The organism is Polaribacter sp. HA6-7 (assembly GCF_055693625.1).
Genome location: NZ_CM146338.1, coordinates 2,176,168 through 2,189,680, shown reverse-complemented (window position 1 = coordinate 2,189,680; position 13,513 = coordinate 2,176,168). Strand labels below are relative to the sequence as shown.

The 13,513-nt window shown below is 27.6% G+C and carries 20 protein-coding genes, 1 other RNA gene and 1 pseudogene; 14 read left to right on the top strand and 8 right to left on the bottom strand.

What is annotated here, in order from left to right:
- Positions 1 to 63 precede the first annotated feature (63 nt).
- The 5 genes from ACZ1HD_RS12300 (at position 64) to ACZ1HD_RS12280 (ending at position 2,428) form a co-directional block, all read left to right on the top strand.
- Positions 64 to 750, top strand: coding sequence for a cell division ATP-binding protein FtsE (locus tag ACZ1HD_RS12300; protein WP_472687585.1), 687 nt, complete (start codon positions 64 to 66; stop codon positions 748 to 750).
- The gene (locus ACZ1HD_RS12295) at positions 750 to 1,160 is read left to right on the top strand and encodes a glycosyltransferase family 2 protein (protein WP_472687584.1); all 411 of its coding nucleotides are present in this window, start codon (positions 750 to 752) and stop codon (positions 1,158 to 1,160) included. Before ACZ1HD_RS12300 ends, ACZ1HD_RS12295 begins: the two co-directional genes overlap by 1 nt.
- A gap of 142 nt (positions 1,161 to 1,302) precedes the next feature.
- The gene (locus ACZ1HD_RS12290; protein WP_472687583.1) at positions 1,303 to 1,626 is read left to right on the top strand and encodes a hypothetical protein; all 324 of its coding nucleotides are present in this window, start codon (positions 1,303 to 1,305) and stop codon (positions 1,624 to 1,626) included.
- A complete protein-coding gene (locus ACZ1HD_RS12285) occupies positions 1,619 to 1,759 on the top strand; it encodes a hypothetical protein (RefSeq protein WP_472687582.1) in 141 nt (46 codons plus the stop codon). The genes ACZ1HD_RS12290 and ACZ1HD_RS12285 overlap by 8 nt, the downstream gene beginning before the upstream one ends.
- 78 nt (positions 1,760 to 1,837) lie before the next feature.
- A complete protein-coding gene (locus ACZ1HD_RS12280) occupies positions 1,838 to 2,428 on the top strand; it encodes a 2OG-Fe(II) oxygenase (RefSeq protein WP_472687581.1) in 591 nt (196 codons plus the stop codon).
- On the opposite strand, the gene ACZ1HD_RS12275 is transcribed toward ACZ1HD_RS12280, so the two are convergent.
- The 3 genes from ACZ1HD_RS12275 to ssrA form a co-directional block, all read right to left on the bottom strand.
- Positions 2,429 to 2,647, bottom strand: coding sequence for a hypothetical protein (locus ACZ1HD_RS12275; protein WP_472687580.1), 219 nt, complete (start codon positions 2,645 to 2,647; stop codon positions 2,429 to 2,431).
- 131 nt (positions 2,648 to 2,778) lie between these two features.
- A complete protein-coding gene (locus ACZ1HD_RS12270; protein ID WP_472687579.1) occupies positions 2,779 to 3,513 on the bottom strand; it encodes a glycosyltransferase family protein in 735 nt (244 codons plus the stop codon).
- Between the two features lie 732 nt (positions 3,514 to 4,245).
- Positions 4,246 to 4,639: a transfer-messenger RNA gene (ssrA, locus tag ACZ1HD_RS12265) on the bottom strand.
- A gap of 187 nt (positions 4,640 to 4,826) precedes the next feature.
- On the opposite strand from ssrA, the gene ACZ1HD_RS12260 reads away from it, so the two are divergent.
- Genes ACZ1HD_RS12260 through ACZ1HD_RS12240 form a run of 5 tightly spaced genes read left to right on the top strand, consistent with a single transcriptional unit; the run spans position 4,827 to position 7,725 of the window.
- The gene (locus tag ACZ1HD_RS12260) at positions 4,827 to 5,039 is read left to right on the top strand and encodes a hypervirulence associated TUDOR domain-containing protein (RefSeq protein WP_077809870.1); all 213 of its coding nucleotides are present in this window, start codon (positions 4,827 to 4,829) and stop codon (positions 5,037 to 5,039) included.
- A 50-nt stretch (positions 5,040 to 5,089) separates the two neighbouring features.
- The gene (locus ACZ1HD_RS12255; RefSeq protein ID WP_472687578.1) at positions 5,090 to 6,295 is read left to right on the top strand and encodes an NAD(P)-dependent oxidoreductase; all 1,206 of its coding nucleotides are present in this window, start codon (positions 5,090 to 5,092) and stop codon (positions 6,293 to 6,295) included.
- Positions 6,292 to 6,516, top strand: a complete 225-nt coding sequence (locus ACZ1HD_RS12250; protein WP_472687577.1) for a DUF3820 family protein — start codon at positions 6,292 to 6,294, stop codon at positions 6,514 to 6,516. The genes ACZ1HD_RS12255 and ACZ1HD_RS12250 overlap by 4 nt, the downstream gene beginning before the upstream one ends.
- Positions 6,517 to 6,550: 34 nt before the next feature.
- The gene (locus tag ACZ1HD_RS12245; protein WP_472687576.1) at positions 6,551 to 7,525 is read left to right on the top strand and encodes a mechanosensitive ion channel family protein; all 975 of its coding nucleotides are present in this window, start codon (positions 6,551 to 6,553) and stop codon (positions 7,523 to 7,525) included.
- Entirely contained in the window at positions 7,519 to 7,725 is a 207-nt protein-coding gene (locus tag ACZ1HD_RS12240) for a hypothetical protein (protein ID WP_472687575.1), read from the top strand. The genes ACZ1HD_RS12245 and ACZ1HD_RS12240 overlap by 7 nt, the downstream gene beginning before the upstream one ends.
- Before the next feature lie 33 nt (positions 7,726 to 7,758).
- Here the strand turns inward: ACZ1HD_RS12240 and ACZ1HD_RS12235 are convergent, their stop codons facing one another.
- Positions 7,759 to 8,151 (bottom strand): hypothetical protein, encoded by a 393-nt coding sequence (locus ACZ1HD_RS12235; RefSeq protein WP_472687574.1) that lies wholly within the window; start codon positions 8,149 to 8,151, stop codon positions 7,759 to 7,761.
- A 297-nt stretch (positions 8,152 to 8,448) separates the two neighbouring features.
- Between ACZ1HD_RS12235 and ACZ1HD_RS12230 the strand changes: the two genes are divergently transcribed.
- Positions 8,449 to 8,757 carry a DUF1801 domain-containing protein gene (locus ACZ1HD_RS12230; protein WP_472687573.1) on the top strand — a complete coding sequence of 103 codons (309 nt, stop codon included), beginning with the start codon at positions 8,449 to 8,451 and terminating at the stop codon, positions 8,755 to 8,757.
- A gap of 1 nt (position 8,758) precedes the next feature.
- Here the strand turns inward: ACZ1HD_RS12230 and ACZ1HD_RS12225 are convergent, their stop codons facing one another.
- Both ACZ1HD_RS12225 and kdsA read right to left on the bottom strand, forming a co-directional pair.
- Positions 8,759 to 9,712 carry a transglutaminase domain-containing protein gene (locus ACZ1HD_RS12225; protein WP_472687572.1) on the bottom strand — a complete coding sequence of 318 codons (954 nt, stop codon included), beginning with the start codon at positions 9,710 to 9,712 and terminating at the stop codon, positions 8,759 to 8,761.
- Between the two features lie 114 nt (positions 9,713 to 9,826).
- A pseudogene (gene kdsA, locus ACZ1HD_RS12220) lies at positions 9,827 to 10,644 on the bottom strand (3-deoxy-8-phosphooctulonate synthase).
- 120 nt (positions 10,645 to 10,764) lie between these two features.
- Between kdsA and ACZ1HD_RS12215 the strand changes: the two are divergent.
- The 3 genes from ACZ1HD_RS12215 to ACZ1HD_RS12205 are packed head-to-tail and all read left to right on the top strand — an operon-like array spanning position 10,765 to position 12,277.
- On the top strand, positions 10,765 to 10,938 hold the full coding sequence (locus tag ACZ1HD_RS12215) for a hypothetical protein (RefSeq protein WP_472687571.1): 174 nt from the start codon (positions 10,765 to 10,767) through the stop codon (positions 10,936 to 10,938).
- A gap of 8 nt (positions 10,939 to 10,946) precedes the next feature.
- Positions 10,947 to 11,810: a M28 family peptidase gene (locus ACZ1HD_RS12210; RefSeq protein ID WP_472687570.1), complete on the top strand. Its 864-nt coding sequence runs from the start codon at positions 10,947 to 10,949 to the stop codon at positions 11,808 to 11,810.
- Between the two features lie 8 nt (positions 11,811 to 11,818).
- The gene (locus ACZ1HD_RS12205) at positions 11,819 to 12,277 is read left to right on the top strand and encodes a DUF4136 domain-containing protein (protein WP_472687569.1); all 459 of its coding nucleotides are present in this window, start codon (positions 11,819 to 11,821) and stop codon (positions 12,275 to 12,277) included.
- A 133-nt stretch (positions 12,278 to 12,410) separates the two neighbouring features.
- Here ACZ1HD_RS12205 and ACZ1HD_RS12200 read toward each other — a convergent pair whose 3' ends face one another.
- Both ACZ1HD_RS12200 and ACZ1HD_RS12195 read right to left on the bottom strand, forming a co-directional pair.
- Positions 12,411 to 12,890 carry a hypothetical protein gene (locus ACZ1HD_RS12200; RefSeq protein ID WP_077809861.1) on the bottom strand — a complete coding sequence of 160 codons (480 nt, stop codon included), beginning with the start codon at positions 12,888 to 12,890 and terminating at the stop codon, positions 12,411 to 12,413.
- Positions 12,891 to 13,012: 122 nt separating this feature from the next.
- Positions 13,013 to 13,501 carry an alpha-2-macroglobulin family protein gene (locus tag ACZ1HD_RS12195; protein ID WP_472687568.1) on the bottom strand — a complete coding sequence of 163 codons (489 nt, stop codon included), beginning with the start codon at positions 13,499 to 13,501 and terminating at the stop codon, positions 13,013 to 13,015.
- Positions 13,502 to 13,513: the final 12 nt, after the last annotated feature.

The window sequence follows — 13,513 nt, the reverse complement described above, 5'->3', positions numbered from 1 at the left end:
GTTGTCAATTCATAGTTAAAAAATCAATAGAAACTTTTAAGTTTGTAGAAACTACTTATTCCTATGAAAAATCATGTTTTACAATTAGAAAATGCAGAAATTTACCAAAGAGATAATTTAGTGCTTTCTAAAGTTAATTTAACCATTAATAAAGGCGATTTCTATTATTTAATAGGAAAAACGGGTAGTGGTAAAAGTAGCTTAATGAAAACTTTGTACGGCGATTTGCAATTGCAAAAAGGTACAGGAAACATTGTAGATTTTGATTTAAAAACGTTAAAAGAGAAACAAATTCCGTTTTTAAGAAGAAAAATAGGAATTGTTTTTCAGGATTTTAAACTTTTAAATGATAGAAATGTTTTTGACAATCTGAAGTTTGTGCTAAAAGCAACAGGTTGGAAAGACAAAGAACAGATGAAAGAAAAGATTCATGAAGTTTTAGATAAAGTTGGTTTAAAATCTAAATATTTTAAAAAACCTTACGAACTTTCTGGCGGAGAACAACAAAGAGTTGCCATTGCAAGAGCTCTTTTAAATGATCCGGAATTAATTTTAGCAGACGAGCCAACTGGAAATTTAGATCCTAAAACTTCTATGGAAGTGATGGAACTTTTAAACGAAATACATAAAAGTGGTAAAACAATTTTAATGGCAACTCACGATTATCAATTAATAGTAAAGTTTAAACAAAAAACTTTAAAATGTGAAGGTGGCGAGTTGTTTGAAGTTGCTCAACAAGCAAGTGCTTAATGCTATCTGTATTAATACCAACATATAATTACAATGCATTTTTATTAGTTAAAAATATTCAGAAACAATTAGTTTTAGAAAAAATACCTTTCGAAATTATTTGTTTTGATGATGGATCTAATTCTTCTATTACTATAAATAATGAAGAAATAAACACACTTTCTAACGCAACTTTTATCGCTTTTAAGAAGAATGTTGGTAGAAGTGCAATACGTAATTTGTTAGCTGAAAAAGCCACATTTAATTGGTTGCTTTTTTTAGATGCAGATGTTTTACCGGTAAGCAATAACTTTATTAAAAATTATATAAAGTATTTTAATTCTGATAAAATTGTTTTTTGTGGCGGAATTAAATATCAAGATTCAACCGAAAATCAAAAGTATTTAAGATACAAATACGGAAAAAAATGAAGAAATTTCTTTAAATAAAAGAAGACAAAACCCTTCAAAATATTTTTTTACCTCCAATTTTTTAATTCAGAAAGCAGTTTTTTCAAAAATTAAATTCGAAGAAAAATTAGTTGATTATGGTAGAGAAGATTTACTTTTTTCTATGGATTTGATAAAAGAAGGTTACAAAATAGAACAAATAGCAAACGAGGTTTATCATTTGGGTATTGATGACAATGCACTTTTTATTAAAAAGACAAAAAAGGCAATGAAAAATTTAATTTTCTTAGAAAAAAGTAATTTGATTGATGCTGATAGTTTGCAACTATTAAAGCTAATCAATAAAATTTCTAAATTTAAGTTATTAAAAGCAGCTGCTTTTTTACAACCTGTTTTCGAGAATTTGGCAAAGAATAAATCATCAGTATTTTTTTTAAATTGCATGAAAGTAAGTTACCTCTGTCAACTAAAATTAAAGCATGAATAGAACCGAAATTGCTAATTTAATTTTAACGAATTTAAATGAAAATAAAGATGCTTTAAAAAAGCAATTTTTATCATCAAAGGATGAAATAGGTTATTTTTATCTAGATAATTTGTTACCGAAACTTTGGCTTTAGAAATCTATCAGAATTTTCGAGACACAAAAGAAGCTGTTAAGAAAAAACTTAAGAGAGTTTAAATTTACAGCATATCAAATGAATAAATATGATGTGCTTTTAGAGGAAATTGTTTATGCTTTTCAAGATAAAAGAGTTGTAAAGTTAGTTGGTGAAATTTGTGAATTAAAAGATATAGAAGGTGATGAGAATCTGTATGCAGGAGGTTTGTCTTTAATGGAGAAAGACAATTTTTTGAATCCGCATTTAGATAATTCACATGACAAGGATAGAAATAAATGGCGCGTTTTAAACTTGCTTTATTATGTTTCACCCAATTGGAAACTAGAAAATGGCGGTAATTTAGAATTATGGCCAAAAGGTTTAAAAGAGTCACAAATAACCATTGTTAGTAAGTTTAACAGATTAGTTGTAATGTCTACACACAATAATTCTTGGCATTCTGTAAGTAAAGTTTTAAAGGATGATGTTAGAAATTGTGTTTCTAATTATTATTTTTCGAATGATCCTTTTTTAACTTCAGATACTTTTCATGTGACTACTTTTAGAGGAAGATCGTCAGAAAAAATTAAAGATATTTTATTGCGATTAGACAATGGCTTTAGAGGAAGTTTGCGAAAAATCTTTAAGAAAGGAGTTCGAGAGAATCCGCATCAATATAAGAAGTAGTTATTGTAAGTTTTCAAAGATTTTTAATAAATCAGTTTCTTGTTTTTCCCAAACTAATTCTCTTTTTGCAACTTTTAAAGATTCAGAATAACTTTTTGCAAACATTTGATTAATTTGTGATGCAATAATTGCTGGCTTTCTACTTTTTAGAACTTCACCAACATTATACTTTGTAATAACAGCTTTCATTTCCGGCAAATCGGCAGTTAAAACAGGCACGTTTGCTTGAATATAATCGAATATTTTATTAGGTAATGCATATCTATAATTAAGCCCTAAATCTTCTTCAATACTAATACCTAAATCTGCTAACGGAGTTAATTTAGCTAATTCTTCGGGAGTTTTTCGACCTAATAAAAATACTTTTTTTCTAATTTTTCTGATGCTACTTTTAATTTTAAATTCAGAAACTCATCACCGTCGCCAATAATAACAAAGCAACAATTATCTATAAGTTTTACTGTCTCAATCATTAAATTTAATCCTCTACCAAGGTTTGTTGCGCCTTGATATAAGATAATTTTTTGATTTTTTGTGTCAAAATTGAAATTCCCTTTTTTTAATTCTTTTTGAAAAGGTAAGTTTTTGATGGTTTTAAAATTAGTTTGATATTTATTTTTATAATGTTTAGCGATGCTATCACAAACGGTATAATTATTTTTTAATTTCGGAATAATTAGATCTTCTAAAATCATCCAAAAACTTTTAACTTTTGGTCTATTAACTAATTCCGGTATTTCAGAAAAGAGTTCGTGACTATCAAAAACCAATTTTTTATTTTGAAGTTTACTTACAAGAAAGTTTGGCAATAATGTATCTAAATCATTTGCTAATAAAATATCTTTTTTATGAAATAATAAGTAAATAAATAATCGAAGATTAAATTCGGCAAAAAATAGGAAGCCGTTATTAAAAAGCAGTTTAAATCTTTTGGTTGTATAATTTCTAGAAATATTTTTACTGTTTTTTAGTTTTCGACCAATTAATATTACTTCGTAATTATTGTTCGTTAACGTTTTACAAACCTTAGCAACTCTTTGGTCTGTAGATAAATCATTAGTAACAGAGATAAATACTCTTTTCAAAATTATTAGAATTTCTTGCAAGATAAATTAAAAACAAATCAATTTAAATAATCAATTTACATTTTTACTTATAATATTGATTAACTGTAATTTGTTGCGAAAAGAATAAAATTTACATCTAAAAATTCATAAATTTTTAAGATAAATATGTTTGAATTGTTAAAATAATAATTATATTTGAGATAATTGCTCATGATATTATAAGAAAAAGTGTTTTTATTAAAATAAAATTTAACCCCTAAAACACCCAATTTAATGTCAAAATGCCCCTCATGTAATTCTAATTACAGTAAAAGATCTACTAGAAACTTTTTTCAAAGGATTATACCAAAGTCAAAAGTTTTTAAATGTTTTCATTGCAAAACAAAAGTTCTAAGAATACCTTATTTGTTTTCTGAATTTATTATTAAAAAAGGAAAGCAATTAGAAAGAGGTTTTCAAGTTACTAATTAAATAAGCATGTTTTTTATAGTTAATTTTTAAAAGACAATTATGAGTAAATGTCCTTCATGCAATTCAGGTTTTAGAAAAAGAATAACAAGAAATTCTTATTTACGTTTATTTTTTAAAGCAAAAATTTATAAGTGTCATGAATGTAAAGTTAAATATATAAGAATTCCGTTTATTACAACATCGATAATTATTAAAAAAGGAAATAAGAAAAAATAATTATTTACTAAACATGTTAAAATAAAAAACCTCTAATTAAGTTAATTAGAGGTTTTTTTAATTTTGTGGAGACGCCGAGAATCGAACTCGGGTCCAAACAAGCAGCCAAAAAGCTTTCTACATATTTAGTTCTTTCTTAATTTTCGATTTAAAGCTGATTAAGAACAATCCACTTTAAACTTAACTTTTTTAGTTTCAAAAACCTGGCAAAGTTACAGGTTTTCTATGTTTATTTTTACGATGCCCAAAAGTGAAACGCCATAAACCAAGGCTTTTCGTGGACATAAAGCTTGCACACCTTGTGTGCCGAGGCTAATTCTACTATGATTCGAATTATGCAGCTAAAGCGTAGTTATCTTCGCCGTTTAAAAAGTTGAAATTAGGTTTTACGAGTGTAATTTCATAACTCGATATGCTTACAAATTCACTGACCTTGCTGTCAAAACCAGTCGTCCCCAAAATTTCAAAGAACTGTAATAAGATTACAAATATTAAGCCAATTTAATTTTAAAATTTCATTTTTTAATACTGCTGAAACTTTGTAACTTGTCTTAGTAATTAATATTACAAGTTTGCAAAAATACAAAAACTTATAATTGTAGCACAAATTAGTTCTAATAATAGTAAATAAATTAATAAATCTTATGATAAGAAAAGGAACAAACGTTACTTGGAAATGGGGAAAAGGTACAGCAGAAGGTAAAGTTGTAGAAACGTATTCTAAAAAAGTATCAAAAACAATAGACAACACAGAAATTGTTAGAAAAGGAGAAGCTGGCAATAAAGCATTGTATATCAAGCAAAAAGACGGTAGTGCTGTCTTAAAATTAGAGAGTGAAGTCGAAAGAGTAAACTAACTTTTTGTAGGTTCATTTAAATAAAATATCTTCGAACAAAACTAAAACATATGAAATTCGGTATCATAAAAGAACGAAAAAATCCACCAGATAGAAGAGTTGTTTTTTCACCTTCTAAATTAAAGCAGTTTAAAAATGAATATCCCGATGCAGAAATTGTAGTAGAAAGTTCTGATATTCGTGTTTTTAGCAATCAGAGTTATAAAGATTCTGGTTTTGATGTACTAGAAGATATGTCTACTTGCGATGTATTATTGGGTGTAAAAGAAGTGCCAATTAATGCTTTAATTCCTAATAAAAAATATTTCTTTTTTAGTCATACAATTAAGAAACAACCATATAATAGAGATTTATTATTAGCTATTTTAGATAAAAATATAGAGTTATACGACCACGAAACAATTATTAAAGAAAATGGTGCTCGTTTAATTGGTTTTGGTAGATATGCCGGTATTGTAGGCGCATATAATGGTTTTAGAGCAATTGGTTTAAAAAACAAAACATTTAATTTGCCTAAAGCAGAAACATTAGATAGCCAACAAGAATTAATATCAGAATTAAAAAAAATAGCATTACCAAAAATAAAAATTTTATTAACTGGTAATGGTAAAGTTGCTTATGGTGCAAAAGAAATGCTAGATGCAATGCAAATTAGAGAAGTTTCTGTAAACCAATATTTAAATGAAACTTTTGATGAAACTGTTTATTGTTTAGCAGATGTTTTAGATTATAATAAACGAAAAGATGGTAAAGTTTTAGATAATTTTGATTTTTACAATCATCCAGAAAATTATGAATCTAATTTTATGCGTTTTGCAAAAGTTTCAGATTTTTTTATTGCGGGTCACTTTTACGGAAACGGTGCGCCATATTTGTTTACAAGAGAAGATGCAAAATCTAAAGATTTTAATATAAAGTTTGTTGCAGATATTTCTTGTGATGTCGATGGTCCGGTGGCTTCAACAATAAAAGCATCTACTATTGCAGAACCTATTTACGGATACGATCCAACAACAGAAAAAGAAGTAGATTATCATGACGAAAATGCTATTGTTGTGATGGCTGTAGATAATTTACCATGCGAACTACCAAAAGATGCAAGTGAAGGTTTCGGAGAAATGTTTTTAGAAAACGTAATTCCTGCATTTTTTAATAATGATGAAAATGGAGTGTTAGCACGTGCTAAAATGACAGAAAACGGAAAACTGACTGAAAGATTTTCATATTTACAAGATTACATAGACGGTAAAGAATGATAAACGACAGACAATTTCTAATTGATTTATCTAAAATGCGAATGCCATTTGGAAAATTTAAAGGTAGATTTTTAATAGATTTACCAGAACATTATATAGTTTGGTATAAAACCAAAGGATTTCCGCAAGGTAAATTGGGTAAACAAATGGCGCTGGTATATGAACTTCAATTAAATGGTTTAGAAGATATTGTTAGGAAAATTCAAAAAGAATATTCTTAGTAATACATTAATATTATTAAATTAATTGGTTATTATGACTTTAAAGTATATTTATTTTGGATTTGCAATTCTAGGAATTTTCCTTTTCTTCTTTCTTTTAAAGAAGTTTTTTAGATGGTTACAAACCAAATTAGATTCTTTAGATAGAAATGTGTTATTTAAGAAAAAAGAGCTTTTAAACATCTTTAAATTTATAACACCAAGAAGAGAAAAACATATTTTAAAGTTTTCGGTAAGAGCATTAAGAATAGCTATTAGTATTTTTTTCTTAGTGGTTTATTTGCCTTTTGTTTTTAGTTTTATACCAGAAACAAAAGAAGTGGCATCTACAGTTTTTGATTATGTAATGAAACCAGTACAGTTTGTAATAAGTGGTTTTTTACAATTTATACCGGGCTTATTTTTTATTCTAGTAATTGTTTTTATTACTAAATATCTACTTAAATTTTTAAAGTATGTAACTGGCGAATTAGAAAGAGAAGCGGTAAGGTTAGATGGTTTTCATGCAGATTGGGCAAAACCAACTTTTAATTTAATTAGAGTTGTAATTATAGCTTTTGCAGCGGTTATTTGTTTTCCTTACATACCAGGTTCACAATCAGATGCTTTTAAAGGAGTTTCAATATTTTTTGGTGTATTATTTTCTTTAGGTTCTACAGCAGCAATATCTAATATTGTTGCGGGTGTTGTAATTACTTACATGAGACCTTTTAAAGTTGGTGATCGCGTAGAAATAGGAAATACAGTTGGTGATGTTACCGAAAGAAGTTTATTAGTAACTCGAGTTAGAACTATTAAGAACTTAGATGTTACAGTTCCAAATTCTACTATTTTAGGAAATCATATAATCAATTTTAGTAAAAATGCTGCAGAAGAAGTTGGTGTTATTTTACATACTTCTGTAACTATTGGTTATGATGTGCCGAGTGGAGAAGTTATTAAAGCTTTGGTGAAAGGAGCAAAAAATACCAAAATGATTTTAGAATCTCCGAACCATTTGTTTTGGTAAAAAGTTTAGATGATTTTTATATAAATTATGAAATCAACTGCCACACAAAAAATCCAGAAAAAGGAGCTTTAATTTATTCTTTATTGCACGAAAGTATTAAAAATGAATTGCATAATGCAGGCATAGAAATTTTATCACCGCATTACAATGCTGTTAGAGATGGGAGTGTTTTAACCGTTCCGCCTAGAAAATGTGCCTAAAGGATATGTAAAACCTGGTTTTAAAGTTGAAAATTAATTTTTTTCTACCAAGCCAAAAGCTGCATGCGCAATAACCATAATTGTAAATGATGAATACCAATAACTTGGTATCATAAAGCAATACAAAGCTAATAGAATAGCCAAACCAATTAAAACATACAATTTATTGTTATTCTTACTCTTTAATAGAAATAATAAAGTAGCATAACAACATAGAAATATAGGAGTTAAAAGGTTAATATATCCGTAGTTTTTTAGAATCAATAAAATACCAAACCCTATAATAATTGTTAAAGAATATTTTTTAAGAGCACTTTTACTTTGCTTATTCCATAATAAAGAGTCTTCTTTTTTTGCCTTTCTTTTTGCTTTAAAAAAATAGCTAAAGAAGAAAATACTATAAATATAACAGCCAAAACAATACAAAGAATTTCTAGTATTTGAGGGCTTATAACACCTAAAGGATGATTATCAATTAAAAAACCATCTAATAAATATTTATAAGCATAAGCGAGTAAAAAAATAAAATCCTATTAATATACTTGCGAATCCTTTTAAAGAAAAGTTGTTTTTAAAATTATCTTGCAATTGCATGGTTTTTCTTGTAAATTTTATAACTTTCGTAAAGATACAAAAAGAGGCGTATTGTTTATCTTTATTTATGAAACCAGCGGAAGAATATATATTAAATCAACCGAACCTTTTAAGTCTATTTTACTACACTTGCAAATATTAATAGAAGCTACTTTTTCTGAAGTTGATTTACAATTTAAATGGAAAATTCCTTTTTATTATTTAAATGAAAAACCTTTTTGTTATTTAAATCCATCTAAAAAGAAAGGATATGTTGATATCGCTTTTTGGGTTTCTGCACATTTAACAAAATACAATGAACATTTAATTTCAGAGAATAGAAAAGTGGTTAAATCTCTTAGATATTTTAAAATTGAAGATATAAATGAAGAAATTCTGCTGTCTGTTTTAAAAGAAGCACATTCACTTAAAGACAAAGGTTTTTATAAGAGAAACTAAGCTATAAAACTTTAAATTGAAGTGCAGTTTTATTATTTAAAAATAAATATAATTCAGAGTTTCTTAACGGATTTAAAATTGTTAAAGTTGTGATATTATTTTCTGATTTTAAAATTGGCCTCTTTGCATATTTATAATTTTTAAAGTGATACAACAAAGAAGCTTTTTCTGATAAATTCTTAAATTTTAAAACAATATTTTTACCTTTTTTTATACTGATAAATCCGCTCTTTGGAGATAATAATTCAATAGCAGAATCTAAAAATTCTTGTCCGTAAATTGGTTGATTATAAAACTCACTTTTTGTAATTCTGCCAAATCTTAAAATCCACATGCTGTCTTCGGGTAAATGTGTTTTAAAAATTTTCTCTTTAGGTATGTCGTAAAAATAAGAGTTAAATTTACGTGTCCATTTTCCATTCATTAAATATCCTGCAACCCAAGTAGCGTCTAAAATGATCCATTTATTATTAAGTTTTACTGCGTTCCAAGCATGGTTTGTTTCAGAAACTACTTTACCAATATCATCTGCAGAATTTCTTGTATATCCTTTTATTACTGCAGCTTCTATATTTAATAAAGTACATATTTTCTTAAAAGATTGTGCATATTCTTCACACAAACCTTTTTTACTTTTAAAAGTATTACTTATTATTTTATTTTTAGCAGCTTCTATTTTTTGTTCTTTTTCAAGTTCATTTTTGTAACTAAATTTAAAACTTCTTCCTGTAGGATTGTAATACTGCTTTAAGTCGTATCTTATATTTTTTGCCAACCAAAAAAATGCAGCTCTAACCTTTTCCTCATCCGAAGAGAAATCAGCATCTATTTTAGAAGCTAAATTTTCAATTTTAGAGAATTTAGGATATTCTAAAACGATACTATCAACTTTATCAAAGCTCTGAGAAAAAGTTGAGTAAGAAATTATTAAAAAGAAAAAAATAAATTGTTTCATATAATATGTGTTAACAATTAAGCTAAACAATTATTGTGCCTTTATATTTGATTCATAAAAAAACCATTCAAATTAAAATCTGAATGGTTGAAATAAGTACTAATAACTTATATTTTACAAGTTATTTATTGTTTTTCTGATGGCTACTAAATTACTTAATAAACTTTCTAAATTATCTAAATGTAGCATATTTGCACCGTCAGATTTTGCGTTTTTAGGATCAAAATGAGTTTCAATAAATAAACCGTCAACGTTGTTTACAATTCCGGCTCTAGCAATAGTTTCAATCATTTCTGGTCTTCCGCCTGTAACACCAGCAGTTTGATTAGGTTGCTGTAAAGAGTGTGTAACATCTAAAATTGTTGGAGCAAACTCTCTCATTTCGGAATTCCTCTAAAATCTACAATCATGTCTTGGTAACCGAACATTGTTCCTCTATCTGTTACCCAAGCCTTATTAGAACCCGCATCTTTTACTTTTTGAACAGCGTGCTTCATGGCACCAGGACTCATAAACTGTCCTTTTTTTAAGTTTACAACTTTACCTGTTTTTGCAGCTGCAACTACTAAATCTGTTTGACGTACTAAAAAAGCAGGAATTTGTAAAACGTCTACGTATGCTGCTGCTTTTTCTGCATCAGAAACTTCATGAATATCTGTAACTGTAGGTACATTAAATGTCTCTGAAACTTTACGTAAAATTTTTAATGCTTTTTCATCTCCAATTCCTGTAAAACTATCAATTCTACTTCTATTTGCTTTTTTAAAACTTCCTTTAAATATGTAAGGAATCTCTAATTTGTCTGTAATATTAACTACTTTTTCAGCAATTCTTAATGCCATTTCTTCACTTTCTATAGCACAAGGTCCTGCTAATAAGAAAAAGTTATTTGCATCTGTGTTTTTTATATTCGGAATTTCAGATAAAATCATTTGTAAAATTTTCAACAAAAATACATAAAATTTTAACGCTTATTTATAGAGTTATAATCGAATTTTATAAGAGAACCTTCAATTTAAAATAGTTATATTTAGCCTCTAAATAGATATTATATGAGAAAAATTATTTGCGCTTTTTTAGCCATGAGCTTAATGCTTAGTTGTGCTATTGTTACAAAAGGAAAAGATGGAAAAGCAGGAACAGCCGGAGAACCAAGTCTAAATGGAAAAAAAGGAGCCGATGGTATTTCCGGAAAACTTGTAAAACCAGAAAAAACTTTTTTATAGATTCTAATTTGGTTAGAAAACATTTATACACTTTAGCTGCAGATGATATGGAAGGTAGAAAATCTGGAACACCAGGTATCGAAAAAGCTGCGGTTTATATAGAAAATGAATACAATAAAATAGGACTTACCACGTTTAACGGTTTAAAAGATTATAGACAAACGTTTACTTTTAAAAATAGAAGAACGAAAGAAGACATTACTTCTAGCAATATTATTGGCGTTTTAGAAGGGAAAAGCAAAAAAGATGAATATGTAATTATTTCTGCGCATTACGATCATTTAGGAATGAAAGAGAGTGGAGAAGGAGACTTAATATACAATGGCGCAAATGATGATGCTTCCGGTGTTACAGGATTATTAGTTTTGGCAAAATATTTTAAAGAAATCGGGAATGAAAGAACAATTGTTTTTGCATCATTTACTGCAGAAGAAATGGGCTTAATTGGTTCTACACATTTTGGTAAAGGTATAGATGCAGATAAATTTGTTGCAGGAATTAATTTAGAAATGATTGGTAAAACACCAAGTTTTGGCCCAAATACAGCTTGGTTAACTGGTTTTGATCGTTCTGATTTTGGAAAGATTATTCAGAAGAATTTAGAAGGTACAGGTTATCAGTTATTTCGAGATCCTTATAAAAAATTTAATTTATTTTTTAGATCAGACAACGCTTCATTGGCAAGATTAGGTGTGCCATCGCATACGTTTTCAACAACACCAATAGATGTAGATCCAGATTATCATAAATTAACTGATGAGGCTGAAACTTTAAACATGACTGTTATAACACAAACAATTCAGGCAGTTGCAAAAGGTACAGAAAGTATTATAAACGGTACAGATACACCAACAAGAGTAATTATTAAATAAATTGCAAAATGAAAGTTGTTAAGTTTATTTTATTGTTCTTAATTTTTGGATGTTCTAGTTCGAAAGTAGTGTCAGATTATGATTCGAATACAAGGTACTCTAAATATAAAACATTCAATTTTTATGAAGATAACGGAGATAATTTAAATGATTTTGACATAACAAGAATTACAAATTACATTACGTTAGTATTAAAAGACAATTTTTTAGAACAAGATAAATTACCAGACTTTTTTATTTATTTTGATACACAAACAGCTACTGTAAGAAATAATAAGTCGATTTCTATAGGATTAGGAAATAGAAATGTGGGTGTTTCAGGTGGAATACCAATTGGGAATCATAAAATAAATGAGAAATTAATTATAAAATTTATTGATGCAGAGACCAATGATTTAGTTTGGGAAGGTTCTTTAGAAAGTAAGATTTCAAAAAACAGAACCTCGAACAAAGAGAGGCTCATTTAAAGGAGGTTATTTCTAAAATTTTACAAAAATATCCACCAAAAAATTAATGAATTGAGTTCAGAATTTTCAAATTAAAAAAATAAAAAATCCTCTAAAAATTAATTTAGAGGATTTTTTTATGTGTTTCTAGTTTCTAGAATTGATATCTAATACTAAATGCGATATCATTATCGTAATCATTAAAATTATCACCAAAACCAAACTCTGGTCTTAAATCTAAAGAAAGTAAAATTGGTGCAGAATCGAAGTTGTATTCAATACCAATATCACCAGCAGCAAAAATAAAAGTTTCAGAAAAATTATCATTTCCGTTACCATTGTAATTTGCTAATCCACCACCAACACCAGCGTACCAGTTAAAGTTATTTTCGATGTTCCAAACCCACTGATAAATACCTGTAGCTTTAAAACCATCGTAATTAGAATTATCTCTTAATCCTAAATCTATTTCTAATCTATTGTTATTGTTTAATGCTCTTTGGTAAGAAATTTCTCCTCCAAAACCATCATTATCACCTAAACGCAAACCAATTGCGTTTTTAGAAATACTTTGTGCATTTGCAGAAAAAGCTCCTGCTACTAAAAGACCTATAATTAAAAATGTTTTTTTCATGATTGTTTATGTTTATTTAATAGCAAAATTAGTTGTAAACTACTTTTAAAATTAACTCATATGCATTAAAAATTACACCAAATAAACTTTATTTTACAGTTAATCTTACACCTTTAGAATGGCTAGTAAACTTCTGGTGCATACATGCTTTCTATGGTTGTAATTCCGTTACTAAAACTACCAGCATTGTTAACTCTTAAGTCATATTCAAAAACAAAAACCCCTTTAGGTAAATAATCAAAAAAGAAGTTTGTGGCCGCATCTTTAGTGCTTTCATAATAACTTAAATTATCTTGATATTTGTAACTAGAAATTACATTTATTGGCTCTAAACCAGCAGCTCTCATATCTTTCATGTGAATAAATTCCATATTTCTATCAGAAGATAATTCTATTCTAACAGTAATTAAATCACCAACTTTTAATTGACTATTATCTGTAATTTCAATTAACTCTTTTCCGGTGTCAGAATTCACTTTCAAAAATAATTTCTTAGACAACTTAAGAGGAGTGTTTGCTGCACTAATTTTATCTAAGTCTTCAAAATATTGCCAATATAAACCAGCCCAAGCAATACCTTTATTCTTTTTACTAATAGTTACAGTACCCATTTCTTTTGTAAT

Coding starts and splice junctions, on each gene's coding strand:
- ACZ1HD_RS12300 (WP_472687585.1), top strand. CDS start 64: ATGAAAAATCATGTTTTACAATTAGAAAATGCAGAAATTTACCAAAGA.
- ACZ1HD_RS12295 (WP_472687584.1), top strand. CDS start 750: ATGCTATCTGTATTAATACCAACATATAATTACAATGCATTTTTATTA.
- ACZ1HD_RS12290 (WP_472687583.1), top strand. CDS start 1,303: ATGGATTTGATAAAAGAAGGTTACAAAATAGAACAAATAGCAAACGAG.
- ACZ1HD_RS12285 (WP_472687582.1), top strand. CDS start 1,619: ATGAATAGAACCGAAATTGCTAATTTAATTTTAACGAATTTAAATGAA.
- ACZ1HD_RS12280 (WP_472687581.1), top strand. CDS start 1,838: ATGAATAAATATGATGTGCTTTTAGAGGAAATTGTTTATGCTTTTCAA.
- ACZ1HD_RS12260 (WP_077809870.1), top strand. CDS start 4,827: ATGATAAGAAAAGGAACAAACGTTACTTGGAAATGGGGAAAAGGTACA.
- ACZ1HD_RS12255 (WP_472687578.1), top strand. CDS start 5,090: ATGAAATTCGGTATCATAAAAGAACGAAAAAATCCACCAGATAGAAGA.
- ACZ1HD_RS12250 (WP_472687577.1), top strand. CDS start 6,292: ATGATAAACGACAGACAATTTCTAATTGATTTATCTAAAATGCGAATG.
- ACZ1HD_RS12245 (WP_472687576.1), top strand. CDS start 6,551: ATGACTTTAAAGTATATTTATTTTGGATTTGCAATTCTAGGAATTTTC.
- ACZ1HD_RS12225 (WP_472687572.1), bottom strand. CDS start 9,712: ATGAAACAATTTATTTTTTTCTTTTTAATAATTTCTTACTCAACTTTT.
- ACZ1HD_RS12215 (WP_472687571.1), top strand. CDS start 10,765: ATGAGAAAAATTATTTGCGCTTTTTTAGCCATGAGCTTAATGCTTAGT.
- ACZ1HD_RS12205 (WP_472687569.1), top strand. CDS start 11,819: ATGAAAGTTGTTAAGTTTATTTTATTGTTCTTAATTTTTGGATGTTCT.
- ACZ1HD_RS12200 (WP_077809861.1), bottom strand. CDS start 12,890: ATGAAAAAAACATTTTTAATTATAGGTCTTTTAGTAGCAGGAGCTTTT.
- ACZ1HD_RS12195 (WP_472687568.1), bottom strand. CDS start 13,501: ATGGGTACTGTAACTATTAGTAAAAAGAATAAAGGTATTGCTTGGGCT.